General features: G+C 72.9%; 21 protein-coding genes. 10 read left to right on the top strand and 11 right to left on the bottom strand.

Features of this window, described 5'->3' with window-relative positions:
* The first annotated feature begins 26 nt into the window (after nucleotides 1-26).
* Nucleotides 27-1,343 carry a GAF domain-containing protein gene (locus tag ACH4TL_RS36295; RefSeq protein ID WP_398326640.1) on the top strand — a complete coding sequence of 439 codons (1,317 nt, stop codon included), beginning with the start codon at nucleotides 27-29 and terminating at the stop codon, nucleotides 1,341-1,343.
* Between the two features lie 24 nt (nucleotides 1,344-1,367).
* Here the strand turns inward: ACH4TL_RS36295 and aspA are convergent, their stop codons facing one another.
* The 4 genes from aspA to ACH4TL_RS36275 are packed head-to-tail and all read right to left on the bottom strand — an operon-like array spanning nucleotide 1,368 to nucleotide 6,048.
* Nucleotides 1,368-2,771, bottom strand: coding sequence for an aspartate ammonia-lyase (gene aspA / locus ACH4TL_RS36290; protein WP_398326637.1), 1,404 nt, complete (start codon nucleotides 2,769-2,771; stop codon nucleotides 1,368-1,370).
* Nucleotides 2,772-2,810: 39 nt separating this feature from the next.
* Nucleotides 2,811-3,845, bottom strand: coding sequence for an asparaginase (locus tag ACH4TL_RS36285; RefSeq protein ID WP_398326634.1), 1,035 nt, complete (start codon nucleotides 3,843-3,845; stop codon nucleotides 2,811-2,813).
* Between the two features lie 50 nt (nucleotides 3,846-3,895).
* Nucleotides 3,896-5,359, bottom strand: a complete 1,464-nt coding sequence (locus ACH4TL_RS36280) for an amino acid permease (protein WP_398326632.1) — start codon at nucleotides 5,357-5,359, stop codon at nucleotides 3,896-3,898.
* Nucleotides 5,360-5,388: 29 nt separating this feature from the next.
* A complete protein-coding gene (locus ACH4TL_RS36275; RefSeq protein WP_398326865.1) occupies nucleotides 5,389-6,048 on the bottom strand; it encodes a FadR/GntR family transcriptional regulator in 660 nt (219 codons plus the stop codon).
* A gap of 272 nt (nucleotides 6,049-6,320) precedes the next feature.
* Here ACH4TL_RS36275 and ACH4TL_RS36270 point away from each other — a divergent pair, with 272 nt between their 5' ends.
* The 6 genes from ACH4TL_RS36270 (at nucleotide 6,321) to lnt (ending at nucleotide 15,466) form a co-directional block, all read left to right on the top strand.
* Entirely contained in the window at nucleotides 6,321-7,622 is a 1,302-nt protein-coding gene (locus ACH4TL_RS36270; protein WP_398326629.1) for an enolase C-terminal domain-like protein, read from the top strand.
* A 172-nt stretch (nucleotides 7,623-7,794) separates the two neighbouring features.
* The gene (locus tag ACH4TL_RS36265; protein ID WP_398326626.1) at nucleotides 7,795-8,820 is read left to right on the top strand and encodes a sugar ABC transporter substrate-binding protein; all 1,026 of its coding nucleotides are present in this window, start codon (nucleotides 7,795-7,797) and stop codon (nucleotides 8,818-8,820) included.
* On the top strand, nucleotides 8,817-10,331 hold the full coding sequence (locus tag ACH4TL_RS36260; RefSeq protein ID WP_398326623.1) for a sugar ABC transporter ATP-binding protein: 1,515 nt from the start codon (nucleotides 8,817-8,819) through the stop codon (nucleotides 10,329-10,331). The genes ACH4TL_RS36265 and ACH4TL_RS36260 overlap by 4 nt, the downstream gene beginning before the upstream one ends.
* A gap of 17 nt (nucleotides 10,332-10,348) precedes the next feature.
* Nucleotides 10,349-11,356 (top strand): ABC transporter permease, encoded by a 1,008-nt coding sequence (locus ACH4TL_RS36255; RefSeq protein WP_398326862.1) that lies wholly within the window; start codon nucleotides 10,349-10,351, stop codon nucleotides 11,354-11,356.
* A gap of 37 nt (nucleotides 11,357-11,393) precedes the next feature.
* Entirely contained in the window at nucleotides 11,394-13,835 is a 2,442-nt protein-coding gene (locus ACH4TL_RS36250) for a SpoIIE family protein phosphatase (RefSeq protein ID WP_398326620.1), read from the top strand.
* On the top strand, nucleotides 13,832-15,466 hold the full coding sequence (lnt, locus tag ACH4TL_RS36245) for an apolipoprotein N-acyltransferase (protein ID WP_398326617.1): 1,635 nt from the start codon (nucleotides 13,832-13,834) through the stop codon (nucleotides 15,464-15,466). The genes ACH4TL_RS36250 and lnt overlap by 4 nt, the downstream gene beginning before the upstream one ends.
* Here lnt and ACH4TL_RS36240 read toward each other — a convergent pair.
* Together ACH4TL_RS36240 and ACH4TL_RS36235 are read right to left on the bottom strand one after the other, a co-directional pair.
* Nucleotides 15,426-16,343: a Gfo/Idh/MocA family protein gene (locus tag ACH4TL_RS36240; RefSeq protein ID WP_398326614.1), complete on the bottom strand. Its 918-nt coding sequence runs from the start codon at nucleotides 16,341-16,343 to the stop codon at nucleotides 15,426-15,428. The two genes, lnt and ACH4TL_RS36240, sit on opposite strands and share 41 nt — an antisense overlap.
* A gap of 54 nt (nucleotides 16,344-16,397) precedes the next feature.
* Nucleotides 16,398-17,594, bottom strand: coding sequence for an FAD-dependent monooxygenase (locus ACH4TL_RS36235; RefSeq protein WP_398326611.1), 1,197 nt, complete (start codon nucleotides 17,592-17,594; stop codon nucleotides 16,398-16,400).
* 75 nt (nucleotides 17,595-17,669) lie between these two features.
* Between ACH4TL_RS36235 and ACH4TL_RS36230 the strand changes: the two genes are divergently transcribed.
* Both ACH4TL_RS36230 and ACH4TL_RS36225 read left to right on the top strand, forming a co-directional pair.
* Complete coding sequence (locus ACH4TL_RS36230) at nucleotides 17,670-18,314, top strand: TetR/AcrR family transcriptional regulator (RefSeq protein ID WP_398326608.1); 645 nt, start codon at nucleotides 17,670-17,672, stop codon at nucleotides 18,312-18,314.
* A gap of 40 nt (nucleotides 18,315-18,354) precedes the next feature.
* Nucleotides 18,355-18,867 carry a DinB family protein gene (locus ACH4TL_RS36225; protein ID WP_398326606.1) on the top strand — a complete coding sequence of 171 codons (513 nt, stop codon included), beginning with the start codon at nucleotides 18,355-18,357 and terminating at the stop codon, nucleotides 18,865-18,867.
* A gap of 6 nt (nucleotides 18,868-18,873) precedes the next feature.
* On the opposite strand, the gene ACH4TL_RS36220 is transcribed toward ACH4TL_RS36225, so the two are convergent.
* Nucleotides 18,874-19,335 (bottom strand): hypothetical protein, encoded by a 462-nt coding sequence (locus ACH4TL_RS36220; protein ID WP_398326603.1) that lies wholly within the window; start codon nucleotides 19,333-19,335, stop codon nucleotides 18,874-18,876.
* Between the two features lie 128 nt (nucleotides 19,336-19,463).
* Nucleotides 19,464-20,435, bottom strand: coding sequence for a helix-turn-helix transcriptional regulator (locus ACH4TL_RS36215; protein ID WP_398326600.1), 972 nt, complete (start codon nucleotides 20,433-20,435; stop codon nucleotides 19,464-19,466).
* 128 nt (nucleotides 20,436-20,563) lie between these two features.
* Between ACH4TL_RS36215 and ACH4TL_RS36210 the strand changes: the two genes are divergently transcribed.
* Nucleotides 20,564-20,971 carry a DUF3224 domain-containing protein gene (locus tag ACH4TL_RS36210; protein ID WP_398326593.1) on the top strand — a complete coding sequence of 136 codons (408 nt, stop codon included), beginning with the start codon at nucleotides 20,564-20,566 and terminating at the stop codon, nucleotides 20,969-20,971.
* Here the strand turns inward: ACH4TL_RS36210 and ACH4TL_RS36205 are convergent.
* The 3 genes from ACH4TL_RS36205 to fabG form a co-directional block, all read right to left on the bottom strand.
* Nucleotides 20,956-21,681 (bottom strand): uracil-DNA glycosylase, encoded by a 726-nt coding sequence (locus tag ACH4TL_RS36205; protein ID WP_398326590.1) that lies wholly within the window; start codon nucleotides 21,679-21,681, stop codon nucleotides 20,956-20,958. The two genes, ACH4TL_RS36210 and ACH4TL_RS36205, sit on opposite strands and share 16 nt — an antisense overlap.
* Nucleotides 21,682-21,783: 102 nt before the next feature.
* On the bottom strand, nucleotides 21,784-22,548 hold the full coding sequence (locus ACH4TL_RS36200) for an SDR family oxidoreductase (RefSeq protein ID WP_398326587.1): 765 nt from the start codon (nucleotides 22,546-22,548) through the stop codon (nucleotides 21,784-21,786).
* 19 nt (nucleotides 22,549-22,567) lie between these two features.
* Entirely contained in the window at nucleotides 22,568-23,329 is a 762-nt protein-coding gene (gene fabG / locus ACH4TL_RS36195; protein WP_398326584.1) for a 3-oxoacyl-ACP reductase FabG, read from the bottom strand.
* Nucleotides 23,330-23,427 lie beyond the last annotated feature (98 nt).

The raw sequence follows: 23,427 nt of genomic DNA, 5'->3' as shown, positions 1-23,427 counted from the left end.
CGCGGCGGAACGAAAGGCCGCACTCCATGCGAACTGAAGCCACGCGCCCCGCCGACTCCCTGGCGTCGCTGAGCCCCGCCGAGTCGGCCCGGCTGATGGCGGTGATGCGGGAGGCCGCGCTGAGTCACGGGCGGCTCCCGCTGCCCGCGCGCCCGGTGATCGGCCAGTCCTGGGACCGGATGCTGCGGCTCGGCCTCGACCCGGACCGCGGCCATGACCGGGGGCTGCTCAGCCTGGACGAGCTGGAGCGGCGACGGCAGGCGACCCGGCTGGCCGATGTGCTGCCCACCCTGCACAGCGGGCTGCTGGAGGCGGCGGAGGCGGCCCGTCACATCATGATCATCGCGGATGCCGACGGCCGGGTTCTCTGGATCGACGGCCATCGCGGCATCCGCCGTCACGCGGAGGGCATCGCCCTCACCGAGGGCGCGCACTGGGCCGAGGAGACGGCCGGGACCAGCGGCATCGGCACCGCGCTCGCGGTCCGGGCGCCCGTGCGGGTGCACTCGGCGGAGCACTTCGTCCGCGCGTTCCACACCTGGAGCTGCGCCGCCGCGCCGGTGCGCGACCCCCGGGACGGGCAGCTGCTCGGCGTCATCGACATCAGCGGCCCCGCGCCCACCGCGCACCCCACCGTGCTGTCCCTGGTCACGGCCACCGCCCGGTGGGCCGAGGGCGAGCTGCGGCTGGCCCACAGCCGCGAACTGGACGCGCTGCGCGCACTCGCCGCGCCCGTCCTCGCGCGCATCCCGGGAAAGGCCGCCGTGGTGGACCGGCACGGCTGGGTCGCCGCCGTCACCGGCATCAGCCCGCAGGACCACCGGCTGCCGCTGCCGAAGGCGGCGCGGAAGGCACCGTACGGGCCGGTCTGGCTGCCCTCGCTCGGCGCCTGCGCGGTGGAGCCGCTGCCCGGCGGCCATCTGCTGCGGGTGCTCGACGGCGAGGACGGCGACCCGGCGGCACCCGCCGGGCCAGGACATCTGGTACTGGACGTCACGCATCCGCACCACTGGTCGCTGACCTTCTCGGGCCCGTCGGGCACCTGGACGCACGGGCTGAGCGCGCGCCATGCCGAGCTGCTGCTGGTGCTCGCCGCGCATCCCGAGGGGCGCACCGCGGCGCAGCTCGCCCACGACCTGTTCGGCGACCCGACGCGGACGGTGACCGTGCGGGCGGCGATGTCCCGGCTGCGCGCACGGCTGGGGGCGGTGCTCACGCACCGCCCCTACCGGTTCGCGGACCGGATCCGCGTCGAGGTGCGGGGTCCTGAGCGACGGCAGGACCTCCTGCCGTACAGCGTGGCCCCGGCCGTCACCCGGTTACGGGCCGACCCCCTCTTCTAGACTTTCCCGGCGCGGGTGCGCCTTCTAGCGCGTGCCCGCGACCTCCTCCGGGCTGAGCACCTCGGCGAGGCGTTCGGCGGGCAGCAGCCCCTTCTCCAGGACGAGTTCGGCGACGCCGCGCCCGGTGGCCAGGGCCTCCTTGGCGATGCTGGTGGCCGCGCTGTAGCCGATGTACGGGTTGAGGGCGGTGACCAGGCCGATGGAGTTCTCGACGGTGGCGCGCAGTTCCTCGGCGTTGGCGGTGATGCCCGCGACGCACCGGTCGGCCAGCACCAGGCAGGCGGCCCGCAGATGGGTCACGCTCTCCGAGAGGGAGTGGAGGATGATCGGCTCGAAGGCGTTGAGCTGGAGCTGTCCGGCCTCGGCGGCCATGGTGATGGCCACGTCGTTGCCGATCACCTCGAAGGCCACCTGGTTGACGACCTCGGGGATGACCGGATTGACCTTGCCCGGCATGATGCTCGAACCCGCCTGCACCGGCGGCAGGTTGATCTCGTTCAGCCCCGCGCGCGGCCCGGAGGACAGCAGCCGCAGATCGTTGCAGCTCTTGGAGAGCTTGACCGCGATCCGCTTCAGCACACCCGACAGATGGACGAACGCGCCACAGTCCTGCGTCGCCTCCACCAGATTGGCCGCGGTGATCAGGGGCAGCCCGGTGATGTCCTCCAGATGCCCGCGGGCGGCCTCGGCGTAGCCCTTCGGGGCGTTGAGGCCGGTCCCGATCGCGGTCGCCCCGAGGTTGATCTCGTGGACGAGGCCGGATGCCTCCAGCAGTCGGCTCTGGTCCTCCTCCAGCATCACGGCGTACGAGGAGAACTCCTGGCCGAGGGTCATGGGCACCGCGTCCTGGAGCTGGGTGCGGCCCATCTTCAGGATCTCGCGGAACTCCTCGGCCTTGGCGGCGAAGGCCAGCCGCAGCGTCTCCATGGCCCCGTGCAGCTCACGGACGGCGATGATCGTGGAGACGTTGACGGCGGTCGGGTAGACGTCGTTGGTGGACTGGCTGAGGTTGACGTCCTCGTTGGGGTGGAGGATGCCGTACTCGCCCTTCTCGTGGCCCAGGATCTCCAGGGCCCGGTTGGCGATGACCTCGTTGGCGTTCATGTTGGTCGAGGTCCCGGCGCCGCCCTGGATCACGTCCACGGTGAACTGGTCGTGCAGTTCACCACGGCGTATCTCCTGGCAGGCCGCGGCGATGGCGTCGGCCTTGAGGGAGGACAGCAGGCCCAGGTCCTCGTTCGCGCGGGCCGCCGCCTCCTTGACGGCGGCGAGCGCGTTGATGAGGTGCGGGTAGGCGGCGATGGAGGTGCCGGTGATGGGGAAGTTCTCGGACGCGCGCAGGGTGTGGACGCCCCAGTACGCGTCGGCGGGTACGTCGCGGTCGCCGAGCAGGTCGTGTTCGCGGCGGTAGCCGGAGTCAGCGGTCATGACTGTGCGGAATTCCTCGGGTCACGGTGGATGGGCGGATCAGACGGCGGGCGGGGCGAGGGCGTCGGTGGCGTGCAGAGCGCCGACCGTGAGACCGCCGCCGTGGACCGGGGTGGTGGCGAACTCGGCGAGGACGTCGGAGTCGATGCCGCAGTGCGCGAGGGCGGCCGCGGTCACCGGCATCCGGGCGCGGTCGGCTCCGTCGGCGATCTTGACGACGACGGCCCGGCCGTCGGACAGTCCCACCAGCTGGACGCCCTCGAAGCCGTCCTTGGCGAGCAGCCCGGGGACCCGCCGCATCAGCCGGGCGACGTCCCGGCCCTCGCCGGACGCCATCTCGGGGTAGGTACGCATGGCGTCAGCGACCCGGCCCTCGGGGGTGTCAGGGGCGGCCGAGGCGATGGCGGCGGCGGCGCGGGCGAGGCCCAGCGGGGAGACGGAGAACAGCGGCGCGCCGCAGCCGTCGACGGTGACCTGGGCGACGCGCTGTCCGGTCAGCTCCTCCACCGTCTCGGCTATCAGCTGCTGGAGCGGATGGGCCGGGTCGAGGTAGTCCTCCAGCGACCAGCCGCGCAGCTTCGCGGCGTACAGCATCGCGGCGTGCTTGCCGGAGCAGTTCTGCGCGAGCCGGGAGGGCTGCCGGTCGGCGCGCAGCCACGCCTCGCGCATGGCGGAGCCGTACGGCAGGTCGGGGGTGTTGCGCAGCTCGTCCTCGGTGAGCCCGGCCTGCTCCAGGATGCGCCGCGAACCGGCCAGATGGCGGTCCTCGCCGGAGTGGCTGGCGGCGGTGAGCGAGAGCAGTTCGCCGTCCAGCGGCAGCCCGGCGCGCAGCAGCGCGACGGCCTGTACGGGCTTGATCGCGGACCGCGGGTAGAACGCCGCGTCGATGTCACCGGCCTGGAACGCGACCCGGCCGTCGGCGGCCAGGACGACCGCCGAGCCGTGGTGCACGCCCTCGATCACACCGGCGCGTACGACATGGGCGAGCGGCACATGGCGGGGTTCGCGGATGACGGGCGACTCGGCCAGGGTGCGGCGAGCGTCGTCGGTGTGCTGCCCGGTGGTGGTGTTCATGGTGGTGGTGATGCTCCGGTCGTCGGGGTTGTTCGGTGCGTGGGGGCGGTTCACTGTCGTCCGGCCGGCGCCGCGTCGCCCCGTCCCGCCGTCCGGCCCCGGATGCAGAACCAGCCGATGACCAGCGCCAGCGCGATCAGCGGGAACGACATCACGGTGAGCCGGCTGGCTCCGCCGTCGGCCCACATCAGGACCACGACGGAGGCGAGGAAGCCGAGGGTGACGATTTCGGTGTACGGCGAGCCGGGCAGCCGGTAGCCGGGCCGGGTGAGGTGTCCGGCCTCGGCGCGGCGCCAGAAGACCAGGTGACAGAGCATGATGATCGCCCAGGTGGAGAGGATGCCGAGCGCCGCGAAGTTGAGCACGATCTCGAACGCGTCGCTGGGCACGACGTAGTTGAGGCCGACGCCCAGCACACAGACGCCCGACGTCAGCAGGATGCCGCCGTAGGGGACCTGGGTGCGGCTCATCGCGCCGGTGAACTTGGGCGCGGAGCCCGCCATGGCCATCGAGCGCAGGATCCGGCCGGTCGAGTAGAGGCCGGAGTTGAGGCTGGACATCGCGGCGGTGAGGACGACGAGGTTCATCACGCCGCCCGCCGCCGGCACGCCGAGCTTGGACAGCACGGTGACGAACGGGCTCTGGTCGCCGGAGTAGGAGTCGGACGGCATCAGCATGGAGAGCAGCACCACGGAGCCGACGTAGAAGACGGCGACGCGCCACATGATGGAGTTGATCGCCTTGGGCATGATCTTCTCCGGCTCCAGGGTCTCGCCCGCGGTGACGCCGACGAGTTCGACGGAGGCGTAGGCGAAGACGACGCCCTGGATGACCAGCAGCATGGGCAGCGCGCCGTGCGGGAACAGGCCGCCGTGGTCGGTGATCAGGCTCGGTCCGGTGGTGTGGCCGTCCACCGGCTGGCGGCTGACCAGCAGGAAGATGCCGATCGCCATGAAGACGACGAGCGCGCTGACCTTGATGATGGCGAACCAGAACTCCATCTCACCGAAGATCTTCACGGAGATGAGGTTCACGGCGAGCACGATGGCGAGCGCGATCAGCGCGATCACCCACTGCGGTACGTCGGTGAACATGCCCCAGTAGTGGGTGTACGTCGCGACGGCGGTGATGTCGGCGATGCCGGTGGTCGACCAGTTGAGGAAGTACATCCACCCGGCGGCGTAGGCGCCCTTCTCGCCGAGGAACTCGCGGGCGTAAGAGACGAACGCGCCCGAGGACGGCCGGTGCAGCACCAGCTCGCCGAGGGCCCGCACCACCAGGAAGGCGAAGAGGCCGCAGACCGCGTACGCCACGGCCAGCGAGGGCCCGGCGTCCTTCAGACGGCCGCCGGCGCCGAGGAACAGGCCGGTGCCGATGGCACCGCCGATGGCGATCATGTTGACGTGCCGGGCCTTGAGGGACTTGCTGTAGCCGGCGTCACCGGCGTCGACATGCTGGGGCTGGTCGGGCCCGTGGTCGGGACGTTCTTCCTGCCGGAGGGACTGCTCGCTCACGCCTGCTGTCCGCCTTCCGTTCGTACGTGTCACACGCCGTCCGCCGAAGCGGGGCGCACGATGGAGGTCAGGGTGGTCTCGACTCGTTCGAGGTGGTGGGTCATCGCCGCCACCGCGTCGTGTTCGGACCCGTCGGCGAGCGCCTCGACGATCGCCCGGTGTTCTCGGTTCGACTGCTCCCGGCGGCCACCGAGTTCGTTGAGAAACGCCGACTGCCGTGCCAGGGCGTCGCGGATCTCCTCGATGACCTTCCGGAAGACCGGGTTCTGCGCCGCCTGGGCGACGGCGAGATGGAACGTGGTGTCCAGCGCCACCCATGCGGTGGTGTCGGTCTCCCGCTCCATCCGGTCCAGCAGATGGGCCAGGTGGTCGAGATCCTCGGCGGACCGGCGCAGAGCCGCGTACCCCGCCACGGGGATCTCGATGTGCCGCCGCACCTCCAGCAGGTCACTCGCGGCGTAGTCGCCGAAGGTGGGGTCCTCCACCGGACCGCTGGAGATGACGAAGGTGCCCTTGCCGGTGCGCGAGGCGGTCAGCCCCATGGTCTGCAAGGCCCGCAGGGCCTCGCGGAGCACCGGTCGGCTCACCTCCAGGCGACGGCACAGCTCGGCCTCGGAGGGGAGTTTGTCCCCCACCGCGTAGTCGCCCCGCTCGATGGCGCCCCGGAGGTGGCTGAGGACCGCTTCCATGGCGCTCACGCGGCGAGGAAACGATTCAGCGCCTGTCTGGCTGTCTGACAAGTTCACCCGAGGATCGTGAGCCGTGCGCCAAAGCGTTGTCAAGGGTTCTGATGCGGCGAATGATCCGGCCGCGCGACGAAGATTTTCAGCCACCTTGCGCCCGTTTTATTGATATATGGACTTTTCATCCCTCGCGCCGGAGACTGCGATTGAGGGGGCGAAAGGGACGGGTGTGACGCACGATGGCGACCGTACGACGCTCTGCGACGAGTCCGATGAGGATGGCGAGGCCGCGGATCACCGCGCTCGACACCCATGACATCCGCTTCCCCACCTCCCGCTGGCTCCATGGCTCGGACGCCACCCATCCCGACCCGGACTACTCGGCCGCGTACGTGATCGTCCGCACCGACGCCGGGGACGGCCTGGAGGGCCACGGCTTCTGCTTCACCATCGGCCGCGGCAACGAGGTCGAGATCGCCGCCATCGACGCGCTGCGCCCCCGGCTGGTCGGCGCCGAGCTGCCCGGTCTGCCCGGCGGTCTCGCCGCCCTCTACCGGGCCTTCGCCGACGACGGGCAGCTGCGCTGGCTGGGCCCCGAGAAGGGCGTCACCCACATGGCCGTCGCCGCGGTCATGAACGCGCTGTGGGACCTCACCGCCAAGCGGGCCGGAAAGCCGCTGTGGAAGCTGCTGTCCGACCTGGCCCCGGAGGAGCTGGTCGCGCTCACCGACTTCCGCTACCTCACCGACGCGCTGACCCCCGACGACGCCCTGCGGATCCTCCGTCGCACCGAGCCCGGCAAGGCCGGGCGCGAGGCCCGGCTGCGGGCCGAGGGCTACCCGGCGTACCTGACCTCCTGCGGCTGGCTCGGCTACGACGACGAACGGCTCGCCCGGGCCGCGCGGGCCGCCGTCGCCGACGGCTTCACCCAGATCAAGCTCAAGGTCGGCGCCGACCTCGGCGACGACATCCGGCGCTGCCGGATCGCCCGCGAGGCCATCGGACCGGACATCCGGCTCGCGCTCGACGCCAACCAGCGCTGGGAGGTCGGCGAGGCGGTCGAGCGGACCCGGGCGCTGGCCCGGTTCGACCCGTACTGGATCGAGGAGCCGACCAGCCCTGACGAGATCATCGGGCTCGCCGCGATCCGTCGCGCCGTCGCACCCGTGAAGGTCGCGGCGGGTGAGCACACCGCGAACCGCGTCGTCTTCAAGCAGCTGCTGCAAGCGGGCGCGCTCGATGTGCTCCAGCTGGACGCGTGCCGCGTCGGCGGTGTCAACGAAAACCTCGCGATCCTGCTGCTGGCCGCCGAGTTCGGGGTTCCGGTGTGGCCGCATGCGGGCGGTGCGGGGCTGAGTGAACTGGTCCGGCATCTGGCGATGTTCGACTACGTCGCGGTCTCGGGTACCCGGCGGGACCGGGGGGTCGAGTACACCGACCATTTGCACGAGCACTTTGTTGATCCGGCGATCGTCACCGACGGCCGCTACCGCGTCCCCACCGCCCCCGGCTTCAGCTCGGCCCTTCGGCCGGAGGCGCTGCGGACGTACGCGTACCCGGACGGGGCGGCGTGGGCTTAGGGCGCGGGTCTGGCTCCGCGGTGGCTTTTCCCCTACCCGCCCCTTCCCGAACCAGGGTGCTGGTAGGGGAAAAGAGCCCCCTGCCGGGGGCCTCGCGGCGTGCCCCGATCAGACGGCGGGTGGGCGGGCTTATGGTCGCCACAGCCGTCCGTGACCTGGAGCCGGGAGCACGATGCGCACGCTGCGCCACCGCCTCGCCACCGCCGCCGCGGTCCTCGTGCTGGTCTGCGGCCCGGCCGCCGCGGGCTGCTCCGAGGGACCCAGGGGCGGGCGGCGGGTGGGGGTGGTGGTGCCGTTCCTGACCTCGCCGTTCTGGGAGGCGTACGACCGCGACATCCCGCGCCAGGCGGCCGAGGTCGGCGTCCACGTGCTGCCCATCGTGAACTCCGAGAACGACGCCAGCCGACAGATCGGCGACATCCGCAATCTGCTCGCCCAGAACATCGACGGGCTGGTCGTCTCCCCCATCGACTCCGCCGCGATCGTCACCGGGCTGCGGGCCGCGCAGCAGCGGCGGGTTCCGGTGGTGGCGGTCGACGTGGCGCCCGACCGGGGCAAGGTGGCCATCGTGGTGCGGGCCGACAACCGGGCGTACGGGGAGAAGGCGTGCCGGAGCCTGGGGCGGGCCGTGCGCAGCGGAAAGGTGGTGCAGATCGAGGGCGATCTGGCGTCGGTCAACGGGCGGGATCGGACCGCCGCGTTCAGCGAGTGCATGCGGCGCCGCTTCCCGCGCATCAGGGTGCTCGATATCCCCGCCGGGTGGCAGGCGGACAACGCGGCGGCCGGGCTGGAGGCGCTGTACAGCGCCCATCCGGACATCAAGGGGATCTATCTTCAGGCCGGTGGCGTGTATCTGGCGCCGACGCTGCGCACGCTCCAGCGGCACGGGGCGCTGCACCCACGGGGTCACCGCGGCCATATCGCGATCGTCTCCAACGACGGGATCCCGCAGGAGCTGGACGCGATCCGCAAGGGGTGGATCGACGCGACCGTCTCGCAGCCGACCGATCTGTACGCCCGGTACGCGATGGTGTACATCAAGCAGGCCATGGCCGGGAGGCCGTTCCACACGGGCCGCACCCGTCACGGCAGCCGCATCGTCGAGGTGCGCCCCGGCATCCTGGAGGATCAGCTTCCGGCTCCGCTGGTGACGCGGGCCAATGTGAACGACCCGGCGCTGTGGGGCAATCGCCGATGACGACCGGGCGGCCGCCGCTGTGCGAGGCGCGCGGGATCACCAAGCGGTACGGGCCGACGGTGGCCCTGCGGGACGCGGGGATCACGGTGCGGGCGGGCGAGACCCACGCCCTGGTCGGCCGCAACGGCGCGGGCAAGTCCACGCTGGTGGCCGTGGTCACGGGGCTGGTGCGGCCGGACGCGGGCACGGTGTGGTTCGAGGGGGAGCCCGCGCCCGCCGCCGCGGACCGGGCGGCCTGGCAGCGCCGGGTGGCCTGCGTCTACCAGCAGTCCACGGTCATCGGCGAGCTGACGGTGGCGGAGAACCTGTTCCTGGGCCGTCAGCCGGTCCTCCCCCGCACCTCGGTGATCAGCTGGCGGCGGACCCGCCGCCGGGCCCGCGCGCTGCTGGACGCCTGGGGCGTCCCCGTGCACGAGGGCGCGCTGGCCGGGGATCTGAGCGTCGAGGACGCCAAGATGGTGGAGATCGCGCGGGCGCTCTCACTGGGCACCCGCTTCGTCATCCTGGACGAGCCCACGGCACAGCTCGACAGCCGGGCGACGGCGCGGCTGTTCGCGCACATGCGGCGGCTCCGGGACTCCGGGGTCACGTTCCTGCACATCTCACACCATCTGCGCGAGGTGTACGAGGTCTGCCAGACCGTCACCGTCTTCCGGGACGCCCGCAAGATCGTCACCGCGCCGGTGGGCGAGCTGCCCACCCGGGCGCTGATCGAGGAGATGACGGGCGAACCGGCCGCCCCCGCCCGGCCCGGCGCACCGCCCCGGGCGGCCCCCGCCGGGCCGGTGGCAGTGCGCGTGGCGGGGCTCAGCGGCGCGTCCTTCCACGATGTCGACCTCACGCTCGGGGCCGGTGAGGTGGTGGGGCTGGCCGGGCTCGCGGGCTCCGGGAGCCATCAGCTCGGCGAGGCGCTGGCCGGGCTGCACCAGCCGACCTCCGGGCGGATCGAGATCTTCGGCCGTCCGCTGCGCACGGGCAGCGTGACCGCGGCGCTCGCCGCCGGGGTCGGCTGTGTGCCGCGCGACCGGCGGGTGCAGGGACTGATCCCTCAGCTGTCGGTGGCCGACAACATCACGCTGCCCATCGGCGACCGGCTCGGGCCGCGGGGGCTGATCCGGCCGTCCGCCCGGGACGCGGTGGCCCGCGACGCCATCGAACGGCTCGGCATCACCACCCGGAGCCCGGCCCAGCCGGTGACCGCGCTGTCCGGCGGCAATCAGCAGAAGGTCGTCATGGCCCGGGCGCTGGCCACGGATCCCCGGGTGCTGGTGCTGATCGATCCGACGGCGGGGGTGGACGTACGGTCCCAGCGCGATCTGCTGGAGACCGCGCTGCGGGCCCGGGCCGAGGGGCGGGCGGTGCTGATCGTCTCCGATCAGCTGGAGGATCTGCGGGCCTGTGACCGGGTGGTGGTGATGGTGGGCGGGTTCGTCACCGTCACCCACCGGGCGGGCTGGTCCGACCGGGAACTCGTCGGCTCGATCGAAGGGGTCGCCCTCGGCCATGAATGACCGCACTCGTGAGCCCCATGGATGACCTCGCCGCGCCGCGGGCGGGCCGCGTCCGGCGGCGTCTGGTCCCGGTCCGGATCCGCGATCTGGCGCTGCTGCCCGCGGTGGTGCTGCTGCTGGTCATCGGCGCGATCGGCAACCCCGACTTCCTCAGCCGCGACAACCTGGTGAACATCCTGGGGGCGTCCTCGGCGCTCGGACTGCTGGTGCTCGCCGAGGCGATGATCCTGATCAGCGGCAGGATGGATCTCTCCCTGGAGTCGATCGCCGGCCTGGCCCCGGCCCTGGGCTTCCTGGTCGTCATCCCGGCGTCCGCATCGGGTTTCGGCACCGAGCTGCCCACCTGGGTGGGGCTGCTGGTGATCCCACTGGCGGGCGCGGGCGTGGGGGCGGTCAACGGGGCGCTGATCGTGGGGCTCGGGCTCAACGGGTTCATCGTGACGCTCGCGATGAACATCGTGCTCCGCGGCGTGCTGATCGGCCTGGTCTCCGGCAAGACGCTGTTCGCCGCCCCTGACGCGTTCTTCGTGCTGGGCTCGCAGGAGTGGCTGGGGGTACCGGTCTCGGTGTGGGTGACCGCGCTGTGCTTCGCGCTGGCCGGGTTCGCCTTGCGCTACCACCGGCTGGGCCGCGCGGTGTACGCGATCGGCGGCAGCGCCCCGGCGGCCCGGGCGGCGGGCATCCGTACCGCGCGGGTGGGCTGGGCGGTGCTGATCGTCGGCGGGGCGCTGGCAGGGCTGGCCGGTCTGGTCATCGCGGGGCGGGTGGGCGCGGTGGGTGCCAACCAGGGCAGCGGGCTGATCTTCACGGTGTTCGCGGCCGCGGTGATCGGCGGCATCAGTCTGCGCGGCGGCCGGGGCTCCCTGCTGGGCGCGCTGCTGGGCACCCTGCTGCTGGGCATGCTGGAGAACCTGCTCACCCTCGCCCAGGTGTCGTCCTTCTGGATCCAGGCGATCTACGGCGGGATCATCCTGCTCGCGCTGGTCGTCGCACGACTGACGACCGGGGAGGCCCAGGAGTCATAGTATTAAGGGAAATGTCTCCGCAGATGGGACGGGTGTGATGGCCATCCCCGAGGGAATGGCGCCGACCGAGGCGCATGTGCCCTTCGACATGGCCGATGCGGCGACGGCCCTGATCGATGCCACGGGGACCGTTGTCGGCTGGACCACGGCGGCGGAACGGCTGCTCGGCTATCCGGCGCCGGAGGTGCTGAAGCGGCCGGGCACGATGCTGCTGGCTGCGCCGGAGGACGCCGCGAAGGCGGTGTCCATCGCCGAACAGTGCGGTGAGCACGGAGGCTGGGGCGGGCTGCTGGAGGTCCGGCACCAGGCCGGGCACCGGCTCGCGGTGGGCCTGCGGGTCTCCCCGGTGACCGGCCTCGGCGACGGCACCTGCTGGCTGATCTCGGCGATCGACGTGGCGACGATCCCGACCTGGGCGGTCAGCGGATCGCTGCTCCAGGCGTTCCTGACCCGCTCCCCCATCGGCATGGCCGTGCTCAGCCCTGACCTGCGGTACGTATGGATGAACGACACCCTGGAGCGCTACGGCGGCGTCCCCCGCGACCAGCGGCTGGGCCGCCGGATGGCGGACTCGCTGCCGGGCCTGGACACCGAGGCACTGGAGGGGAAGATGCGCCAGGTGCTGGAGACCGGCGTCCCGGTGATCGACTACGAGTACCGCGGCTGGACCATGGCCGAGCCGCACCAGGAGCACGCGTACTCGACGTCGTTCTTCCGCCTCGACAACGCGGACGGCCATCCGGTGGGCGTCTGCTACATGGGCATCGACGTCACCGACCGCTGGCGGGCCCGCGAGCGGCTGGCCCTGCTCAGCGAGGCCAGCGAGCACATCGGCAGCACCCTGGACGTGATGCGCACCGCGCAGGAGCTGGCCGAGTTCGCGGTGCCCCGGCTCGCCGACTTCGTCACCGTCGACCTGCTGGACTCCGTCCTGCGCGGCGAGGAGCCCTCGGCCCAGCGGTCCCGGCACCTGCCCCCGTTCCGGCGGGCGGGCCAGGCTTCCATCCACGAGGGCTGCCCGGAGTCCATCGCGGCCCCGGGGGACGCGGTCGCCATCTCCCCGGCATCGCCGTTCGCGTGCAGCTTCCTGGACGGGGAGGCCATCCTCGACTCGGAGCTGGACGCCTCGCTGGGCGCGTGGGCAGGCGACGACCCGGCCCGGACGCAGAAGGTGCGCGAGTTCGGGATGCGCTCCCTGATGGTGGTCCCGATCTGCGCGCGCGGCGCCATCCTGGGCGTGGCCTCGTTCGTCCGCACGCGGCATCCTGACCCCTTCGAGGACGACGATCTGGTGCTCGCCGAGGAGCTGGTGACGCGCGCCGCGCTGTGCGTGGACAACGCCCGCCGCTACAGCCGGGAGCACACCGCGGCGCTCGCGCTCCAGCGCAGCCTGCTGCCGCACGCCCTGTCCGGCGGCCAGGCCCTGGAGGTGGCCTCGCGCTATCTGCCGACCGACGCGCGCAACGGGGTCGGCGGCGACTGGTTCGACGTCATCCCGCTGTCCGGGGCCCGGGTGGCGCTGGTGGTCGGCGACGTGGTGGGGCACGGCATCACCGCGGCGGCCACCATGGGCCGGCTGCGCACCGCCGTGCACACGCTCGCCGACATGGACCTGCCGCCCGAGGAGCTGCTGGCCCACCTGGACGACCTGGTCATCCGGCTCACCGAGGAGGAGCCCGTCCAGGAGGGGGTGGGCGCGGCGGTGCTGGGCGCCACGTGTCTGTACGCGGTGTACGACCCGGTGACCCGGCGCTGCACGATGGCCAGGGCGGGCCATCCCACGCCCGCGGTGGTGGACCCCGGCGGCGCGGTGTCCTATCCGCCGCTGCCCGCCGGTCCCCCGCTGGGTCTTGGCTCGCTGCCGTTCGAGTCGGCGGAGCTGGAGCTGGCAGCGGGCAGTCTGATCGCGCTGTTCACCGACGGCCTCATCGAGACCTGCGACCAGGACATCGACGTCGGGCTCGCCCGGCTGAGCAACGCCCTGGCCCAGCCCGGGCTGCCGCTGGAGGAGCTGTGCTCGACGGTGATCGACACCCTGCTGACCCGCCCGCAGTCGGACGACGTGGCGCTGCTGCTGGCCCGTACCAAAGCCCTCGGCACGGGGCACGTCGTCTCCTGGGACCTGCCATCGGACCCGGTGGTGGTCGCCAACGCCCGCTCGCTCGCCGTACACCAGCTCGCCGAATGGGGGCTGGAGGAGCTGGTGATGACCACCGAGCTGATCGTGAGCGAGCTGGTCACCAACGCCATACGGCACGGCACCGGCCCCATCCGGCTGCGGCTGATCCGGCATGACGTGCTGATCTGCGAGGTGTCGGACGCCAGCAACACCTCCCCGCGGCTGCGCCACGCCCGTACCACCGACGAGGGCGGCCGCGGGCTGTTCCTCGTCGCCCAGATGACCCGCCGCTGGGGCACCCGCTACACCGAGGGCGGCAAGCTCATCTGGGCCGAACAAGACCTTCCGGAAGCGGCATGAGGCACGCTCCGGCGCGTCCCCGCCCTATCCATGATCGGTTTCCTCCCGCACACTGGCACTGTGCCAACGGGAGGGGGGCATCCGGCGTGCGCGAAGGGCTCGGTGACGGGGACCGGCGGAGGCGGTGGCTCGCCTCCCGGTGGGTGCGCGGCGGCGCCGCGGTATGCGCGGGCGCGCTGCCCGCGCTGGCGTTTCCCGCGCCCTCGCTGTGGTGGTTCGCGTACGTCGCCCTGGTGCCCTGGCTGTTGCTGACGCGCACGGCGCCCACCCCGCGGCGGGCGGCGTACGACGGCTGGCTGGGCGGGACCGGGTTCCTGCTCGCGGCGCACCACTGGCTGATCCCGAGCCTGCATGTGTTCATCGTGCTGCTGGCGCTGCTGCTGGGGCTGCTGTGGGTGCCGTTCGGCGTCGTGACGCACCGGCTGCTGCACGGCCGTCCCGGACCCGGCCGGGCGGGCGCCGCGCTGGTACTGCTGCCGTCGGCGTGGCTGCTGGCCGAGCTCGTACGGTCCTGGCAGTACCTCGGCGGGCCCTGGGCGCTGCTGGGGGCGAGCCAGTGGCAGGTGGCCCCCGCGCTGCGGCTGGCGTCGGTGGGCGGGGTGTGGCTGGTCGGCTTCCTGGTGGTCGTGGTGAACGTCACGGTCACCGAGCTGTTCGTGCTGCCCCGGGCCCGTACCGTCGCGGTGGCCGGGCTCACCGCGTGCGGTGCGGCGGCGGCCGGGGTGTGGGCGTGGGCGCCGGTGCCGCAGCAGACCGGGACCGCGCGGATCGCGGTGGTGCAGCCCGGTGTGATCAAGGGGCCCGGGCCGCGTCTTGAGCGCGGTGTCGCGCTGACCCGGCAGCTGGCGGGCCGTCATCCGGATCTCGTGGTGTGGGGCGAGAGCAGCGTCGGCACGGATCTGGCCGCCCGGCCGGAGCTGGCGGAGCGGCTGGGCGCGCTGTCCCGTTCGGTGGGCGCGGATCTGCTGGTCAACGTGGACGCGCGGCGCAGCGACCGGCCGGGGATCTACAAGAGTTCGGTGCTGATCGGGCCGAAAGGACCGACCGGGCAGCGCTACGACAAGATGCGGCTGGTGCCGTTCGGCGAGTACATCCCGGCCCGGCCGCTGCTGGGCTGGGCCACCTCGGTGGGCAAGGCGGCCGGTGAGGACCGGCACCGCGGCACGGAGCAGGTGGTGATGCGGCTGCCGGACGGCCTGCGGATCGGCCCCGAGGTCTGCTTCGAGTCGGCGTTCCCTGACATGAGCCGCAATCTGGCGCGGCACGGGGCGCAGGTGCTGGTCGTCCAGTCGGCGACCTCGACGTTCCAGCAGAGCTGGGCGCCCGAGCAGCACGCCACGCTGGCCGCGCTGCGCTCGGCCGAGACCTGGCGGCCGATGGTGCACGCGACGCTGACCGGCGAGAGCGCGGTCTTCGGCCCGCGCGGCGAGCCGGTGGGCGGGCGGCTGGGCACCGAAGCCTCGGCGGCGGCGGTCTACTCGGTGCCGCTGGCGAAGGGCACCAGCCCGTATGTGCGGACCGGGCCGCTGACGGTGTACGGGGCGCTGGCGGCGCTCGCCGCGTACGGGGTCGTGGAGGGCGTACGGGTGGTCAGGCGCCGCTCTGGTTCCCGAACCCTTCCGCGTCCCTGATCACCCGCTCGCACAGTTCATGGGTGCGCAGCGCGTCCTCGGCACCGGGCCGCCTGCCGGTGCGCACGGCGTCGAGGAAGGCGTCGGTGATCTGCTCGATGCCGCGCTGCCGGGCGACCGGCACCCAGTCGCCGCGGCGGCGCACGCTCGGCTGCCCCTTGTGGTCCACGACCTCGGCGAGGTTGATCACCTGCCGCTTGGTGTCCTGGCCCGAGACCTCCAGGACCTCCTCGGTGGAACCGCTCATCCGGTTCATCACGCCGATCGCGGTGAACCCCTCGCCGGACAGCTGGAGCACGACGTGGTGCAGCAGCCCGTCGCGCATCCTGGTCCGCACGTCGATGTGATCGACCGGGCCGGGGGCGAGGAACCGCAGGGTGTCGACGACATGGATGAAGTCGTCCAGGACGAGGGTGCGCGGCTCCTCGGGGAGCCCGACGCGGTTCTTCTGCATCAGGATCAGATCGCGCGGATGGTCCAGGCACTGCGCGTACCCGGGGGCGTAGCGCCGGTTGAAGCCCACCATCAGGCCGACGCCGCGGTCCTCGGCCAGCCGGACCAGCCGCTCGCTCTCCCCGAGTTCGTAAGCGAGCGGCTTGTCGACGTAGGTGGGCACCCCGGCGTCGAGGAGCCGGGTGACGAGCCCGGCGTGCTCGGCGGTCGGGGCGTGCACGAACGCGGCGTCCAGGTCCGCCGCGAGCAGCGAGTCGAGCGTGGTGTGGCGCTGGGCGCCCGGCACCCGGTGGGTGTCGGCGACCCGCTGGAGGGTGGCGGGGGTGCGGGTGTGCAGATGCGGCTCAAGACCGGGCCGGGCCATGAGCACGGGCAGGTAGGCCTTCTGCGCGATGTCGCCCAGACCGATGCAGCCGACCCTCACGATGCCTCCTGGTGTGTCACGTCCGGCGGTGTCCGGCGGCCGCGTCCACCCTACTCAGGACGGCCGCCGGGGTGCCGGGGCCGGGGTTCCGGGCGGGCGCCAGTCGGCGATGCCGTCGAAGCCGCGCAGCAGCAACCCGGGGGCGAGTCGGGTGGTGGCGGCGACGGAGGCGTCGCGGAGGGCCACGGCGGGGGCGCTGGTCAGGGAGATCGCGCGGGCGGCGCGCGCGGAGCGGCGTACGACGCCCCTGGTGCGCGGCAGCCGGTCGCGGCTGTACGCGGTGAGCGCCGGGGTGAGGTCGGCGGTGTGCGGTGCCAGCTGGTGGGCGAGGACGACGGCGTCCTCGATCGCCTGGTTGCCGCCCTGCCCCAGGGTGGGGGCCATGGCGTGGGCCGCGTCGCCGAGGAGGGCGGTCCGGCCGCGGTGGTAGGCGGGCAGCGGTTCGGCCATGGCCAGGACGTCATGGCGCAGGACGGCGCCGGGTTCGGTGGCCGCGAGGAGGTCGGGAACGGGCCGGTGCCAGTCGCCGAAGAGCCGGAGCAGTTCGGCCTTCTCGTCGTCGGGGGCGTGGCCGCCGGGCGGGGTGAAGGCCGCCGCGTACGCGTACACCCGGCCGTCCCGCAGCGGCTGGCTGCCCCACAGCCGCCCCCGGCCCCAGGTCTCATGGGGTGCGAAGGGGCGCCCGGGGTCGGGGACGACGATGCGCCAGGTGGTGAATCCGGCGTAGCGGGGCCCGGGGTGGCCGGGGAAGACGGCGCGGCGGACCGCCGAGTGGACGCCGTCGGCGCCGACGACGAGGTCGGCCTCGCGCTCCCCGTCCGCCGTGGCCACCCGGGCCGGGCGGTGGACGTCGCCGGGGTCGGTCAGCGCGGCGGGGGCGCCGGTGCGTACGCATCCCCCGGGCAACCGAGAGGTGAGCAGATCGACGAGGGTGGCGCGGTGGAGCAGCACCACCGGCCCGCCGAACCGCTTCGCCGCCGCCGCGCTGTCTATCCGGGCGAGCCAGCGCCCGCCGGGGGTGCGCAGCCCGCCGCCGCCCTGCCAGGCGGCCAGGGCGCGGATGTCGTCGCCGAGGCCGATGGCGTCGAGGGCGCGCTGCGCGTTGGGGGCCAGCGCGATTCCGGCGCCGACGGGGTCGAGGGTGGCGGCACGCTCCAGAACGGTGACGGACCAGCCGCGGCGGTGCAGGGCCGCGGCGACGGTGAGCCCGCCGACTCCGGCACCGATGACGACGGCACGGGGCTGTTCCATGATTCCCTCCGGGTCACTACAGGTGTAGTAACACCGATGTTACTACACCTGTAGTGCGGAGGGTAGGTTGGCCGTATGACCGCTGATCGCACCCCCGCCCGCACTCCCCCACCGGGCGGATCCCGCGCCGAGCTGATCGCCGACGCCGCCCTCGCCCTGCTGGCCGAGCGCGGCATGCGCGGGCTGACGCACCGCGCGGTGGACGAGGCGGCCGGGCTCCCGCCGGGTTCGACGTCGAACCACGCCCGCACCCGCGCCGCGCTGCTCAAGGCGGCCGTCCGGCGGCTGGCCGAGCGGGAGGCGCGGGTGCTGGGGCCCGGCGAGATGCCCCACCCGGGCGACGGCCCGGGCGGGCTCGCCGACGCGGCCGTCGACCCCGTTCCGCCGCTGGCCGACGCACTCGCGCTCGCGCTGCACCGTTCGCTCACACAGGCGCCCGATCTGCTGATCGCACGGTACGAACTGGCACTGGAGGCGACCCGCCGCCCCGAACTGCGGGAGTTCTACGACGCGACGGGACGTGGCTTTCGCGAGCCCCTGGAGGCGCTGATGACCGCCGTGGGCTCGGGCGCGCCACGGCGGCACGCGCAGTCGCTGGTCGCCTGGTGCGAGGGTCAGATGTTCAGCTGCGCGGCCGGGGCCGACCATGCAGCAGTGCCCGAACGCGCGGCGCTGCGCGCCGGGTTCGAGGAGCTGCTGCGCGGGATGCTGGGCCGATAATCCGTGGCGCGGCGGTGAGCCGGGCCCGATGATGCTCGCCATGACAACTGCCGCACGCCGCGAGGCGCCCCGTACCGCCGATGAACGCACCAGCCTGGAGGGGTGGCTGGGCTTCCACCGCGCGACCCTGGCCCTCAAGTGCGAAGGGCTCGACGACGAACAGCTGCGCGAGGCCACCGCGCCACCTTCCGGGCTCACCCTGCTCGGGCTCGTACGGCACATGGCCGAGGTCGAGCGCGGCTGGTTCCGGCGGGTGCTGGACGGCCAGGACGCGCCGCCCATCTGGTACAGCGACGAGGACCCGGAGGGCGATTTCCGGGTCACCGAGGGGGACACCGGCGAGGCCGCGTTCGCGATCTGGCGGGAGGAGGTCGCCGAGGCCCGCGCGGCCGCCGCGGGCCACTCCCTGGACGACGTCGTCATCCGCCGCGACCGCAACCACGAGGACTACAACCTGCGCTGGATCTACCTCCACATGATCGAGGAGTACGCCCGCCACAACGGCCACGCCGACCTCATCCGCGAGCGCATCGACGGCGTCACCGGCGACTGACGGGGTTCACGTCGCGAGCCGCTGCGCCAGCCGGGCGATGGCGGCCCGCACCCGGTCCCCGTACGGATCGTCGCCCAGGGTGCCCGCGCGCTCCCGGGCCAGCGCCAGCTGGGTGCGGGCCGCCGCCTCCTGGCCGAGCGCGGCGTAGTCGGCGGCCAGATTGAGGTGGAGGGCCGGGTAGAGGGCGCGGAGCCGGGGCGTGGTGGCGCGGGCGCCCGACCGGTCGGCGGCGGCCAGGGCCAGCAGGTCCCACAGCAGCTCGTCGGCCGGATCGTCCTGGGTGTCGGCCAGATAGTGGGCGAGGGCGCAGCGGTGGAACGGGTCGCCGTCGCCCTCGATCTCCCGCCACAGCGCGGCCAGCCGGTTGCGCGCCTCCTCGCGGTCGCCGCCCCGGTGCAGCATGACCGCCTGCCCGATCCGGGTCAGCACGGCCTCGTCCTCCGGCGCCTCCCGCCGTACGTCGCCCATCCGGTCCTCCCGCCGCGCACCGCCGGTCCCCGTTGGCCTGTGGCCTGTGGCCTGTGGCCTGTGGCCTGTGGCCTGTGGCCGACGCTAGCCGGGGAGCCGTACGACGCCCGTCAGGCGGGCCGGTCGGGTCAGTCCGGCGGCCCGTAGCGCTCGGCCAGTTCGGTGACGGCGCGGGCGACGGCCGTCCGCAGCCCGGGCGGCCCCAGCACCTCGGCGTCGGTGCCCAGCCGCAGCATGTCGTCGACCGCGACGGGCAGCGACTCCACGGGCAGCACCACCCGCACCCGCCCCCGGTCGTCCGGCGGGCCCGCCCCGGCGGCCGCCACCGCGCCGACCGCGCCGAACTTCATCGGCAGCAGCCGCAGGCCCCGCTCGGTCAGCTGCAGTTCGGCCTCGCCCTGGAAGCGCGCGGCCTCCATGGCGTTCGCCGACTCCTGCCAGTGGGCGGCGAGGTCGAATCCGGCCGGGCGCTCGAAGACGTCGTCGAGCACCTCGGCGGCCAGGATCCGCGCCACCCGGTAGCTGCGTATCGACGCGTCCACCCGCGCCACCAGGTACCAGATGCCGCCCTTGAGGACGAGGCCGAGCGCGTGCAGATCCCGGTGCACCTCGCCGCGCCAGCGCCGGTAGTGCACCCTCAGCACCCGGCACCGCCAGACGGCCTCGGCCGCCGCCGCGAGGTGCGGCACCGGCTCGGCGTCCCGGAACCAGCCGGGCGCGTCGAGGTGGAAGCGCTCCTGGATGCGGCGCGACCGCTCGTCCAGCTCGGACGGCAGCGCGGCCCGCAGCTTCAGCTGCGCGGTGGTGAGGTCCGCGCCGAGGCCCAGTTCGGCGGCCGGTCCCGGCATTCCGGCGAGGAACAGCGAGTCGGCCTCGTCCCCGGTGAGCCCGGTCAGCCGGGTGCGGTAGCCGTCCAGCAGCCGGTAGCCGCCGGCCGGGCCGCGGTCGGCGTACACCGGCACGCCGGACGCGCTCAGCGCGTCGATGTCGCGGTAGACGGTACGGACCGACACCTCCAGCTCCGCGGCGATCTCCGGAGCGGTCATCCGGCCCCGGTTCTGGAGCAGGAGGAGCAGCGAGAGCAGGCGGTCGGCGCGCATGCGGTCCATTGTGCGCCCGTACCTGACAGAAGGTGTCAGGTACGGCGGGCAGAGTCCTCCTCACCAGCGCGGCGCCCGGCCCGCAACAGGGCCCGGACGCGCGCCCGGCCAGATCGAAAGGACCCGCCATGACCACGCACGCCACCGGTACGTTCACCTTCGCCGACTGGCAGGAGAAGCCGGTCGGGGAGGCCGAGGGCGGGGCGAAGCTCGCCCACGCCACCGTGATCAACGGCTACTCGGGCGCGATCACGGCGTCCGGCACGGCATGTCAGTACGCCATCGTCTACCTCGCCGACAAGACCGGTGGCTTCTCGGGCCATGAGCTGGTGGACGGACACCTCGACGGGCGCCGGGGCAGCTTCGCCCTCGCCCAGCACGGCACCTTCGGCGCCGATGGAACGGTGGCGTGCGCCTTCGAGGTGGTGCCGGGCTCCGGCACCGGCGAGCTGGCAGGGCTCACCGGTGCGGGCTCCTTCACCGCCCCGCCGGGCGTCAAGGCCGTCTCGTACTCCTTCGACTACGAGGTGGGCTGAGCCGCCGCGAGGTCGGGGATGCGCCAGTCGATCGGCGTGTGGCCCTGGGCCTTCACCGCCTCGTCGATCTGGGTGAAGGGGCGCGAGCCGAAGAACTTCTTCGCCGACAGCGGCGAGGGGTGCGCCCCCTTCACCACCGCGTGCCGCTCCCCGTCGATCAGCGGCAGCTTCTTCTGGGCGTAATTCCCCCACAGGACGAACACGGCCGGGTCGGGGCGGTCGGCCACCGCGCGGATCACCGCGTCGGTGAACTTCTCCCACCCCTTGCTCTTGTGGGAGTTGGCCTCGCCGCCGCGGACCGTCAGCACCGCGTTGAGCAGCAGGACGCCCTGCCGGGCCCACGGCATCAGATAGCCGTTGTCCGGGACGGGGTGGCCCAGCTCCTCCTTCATCTCCTTGTAGATGTTCCGCAGCGACGGCGGGGTCTTGACGCCCGGCCGCACCGAGAAGCACAGCCCGTGCCCCTGGCCCTCGCCGTGGTACGGGTCCTGCCCGAGGATCAGCACCTTCACCTGGTCGTACGGCGTGGCCTCCAGGGCGGCGAAGACCTCATCGCGCGGCGGATGGACCGGCCCCTTGGCCCGCTCCTCCTCGACGAACTCGGTGAGCTCCTTGAAATAGGGCTTCTCCAGCTCCTCGCCGAGGACGCCGCGCCAGGACTCGGGCAGCTCGTAGGGCACGTCAACAACCTCCGGTCGTGTTCCGTTCACGGGCACGAACCTACCGGCGACCACCGACAACGCCCCACGCGGCGTGGGGAAGACGGGCCCGGCACCGGGAGCGGTGCCGGGCCACGGATGGGGCGGGGCCGGTCAGCCGGTGCCCGCGTTGAGGAAGATGCCGCCGTCGACGACGAGCGTCTGGCCGGTGATCCAGGCGGCCTGCTCGGAGGTGAGGAACGCGGCCGCGCCCCCGATGTCCTCCGGCACGCCGAGCCGCCCGAGCGGATACGCCGCGGCGGCCTCCTCCTCGCGCCCCTCGTACAGGGCGGTGGCGAACTTGGTCTTCACCACGGCGGGCGCGATCGCGTTGACCCGCACGCCCGGCGCGAACTCGTGGGCGAGCTGCACCGTGAGGTTGACCATCGCCGCCTTGGACACGCCGTACGCGGCGATGAACGGCGACGGGCTGAGCCCGGCGACCGAGGTTATGTTGACGATCGCGCCGCCGTTCTCCTTCTGCCACGCCTTCCAGGTCTGCTGGGCGAAGCCGAGCGCCGAGACGACATTGGTCTCGAAGACCTTGCGTATCACCGCGAGGTCGAGATCCGCGATGGGCGAGTAGACCGGATTCGTACCGGCGTTGTTGACGAGGTAGTCGATACGCCCGAACGCCTCCATCGCCCGCTCGACGGCGACCGCCTGGTGCGCCTCGTCATGGGCCTTGCCGGGCACGGCGATCACCCGGTCGGAGCCCAGCCGTTCGACGGCCTCCTTCAGGGCGTCCTCGTTGCGGCCGGTGATGCACACCCGGTCGCCGCGCGCCACCATCGCCTCGGCTATGCCGTAGCCGATGCCGCGGCTGGCGCCGGTGACGAGCGCGGCCTTGCCGCTGTCCGCTGCGATCTCTTTGGTCATGGGGTTCTGGGGCTCCTGATCAGTTGAGGGGGCCGCCGGCCACGTACATCACCTGGCCGGAGACGAACCCGGCCGCGTCTCCGGTGAAGAAGGCGACGGCGTTCGCGATGTCGTCCGGCTGTCCGACGCGCTGCACCGGGATCTGGCTCGCGGCGGCCTTCTGGAAGTCGTCGAAGCCCATGCCGACGCGCTCGGCGGTCGCGGCGGTCATGTCGGTGGCGATGAAGCCGGGCGCCACGGCGTTGGCGGTGACGCCGAACTTGCCCAGCTCGATGGCGAGGGTCTTGGTGAAGCCCTGCATACCAGCCTTGGCGGCGGAGTAGTTGACCTGGCCGCGGTTGCCCAGCGCCGAGCTGCTGGAGAGGTTGACGATGCGTCCGAACCCGGCGTCCACCATGTGCTTCTGACAGGCGCGCGACATCAGGAACGCGCCCCGAAGGTGCACGTTCATGACCGTGTCCCAGTCGGACTCGCTCATCTTGAAGAGGAGGTTGTCGCGGAGCACACCGGCGTTGTTCACCAGGATCGTCGGCGCGCCCAGCTCCTCGGCGACCCGCCCGACCGCGGCCTCCACCTGCCCCGCGTCGGACACGTCGCAGCCCACGGCGACGGCCTTGCCTCCCGCCGCGGTGATCTTCTCCACGGTGTCCGCGCAGGACGCCTCGTCGAGGTCGAGCACGGCGACGGCACGGCCCTCCCCGGCCAGTCGCACGGCGGTCGCCGCGCCGATGCCGCGGGCCCCGCCCGTCACGATGGCGACGCGCTGCTCGTTGGTGGACATGCGGGTTCTCCTCGCCTCGGGTGGCGGCTCACCGTTCCGGAGGCCGGGGCCGGTGAGCAACCGCTTAGTCTCTTCAGTGGACGAGACGCTATGAGGCC

Source organism: Streptomyces sp. NPDC021115 (assembly GCF_044333065.1).
Taxonomy (GTDB): Bacteria; Actinomycetota; Actinomycetes; order Streptomycetales; family Streptomycetaceae; genus Streptomyces.
Note: the sequence above shows the minus strand (reverse complement) of the source record. Positions and strands in the feature narration are given on the sequence as shown.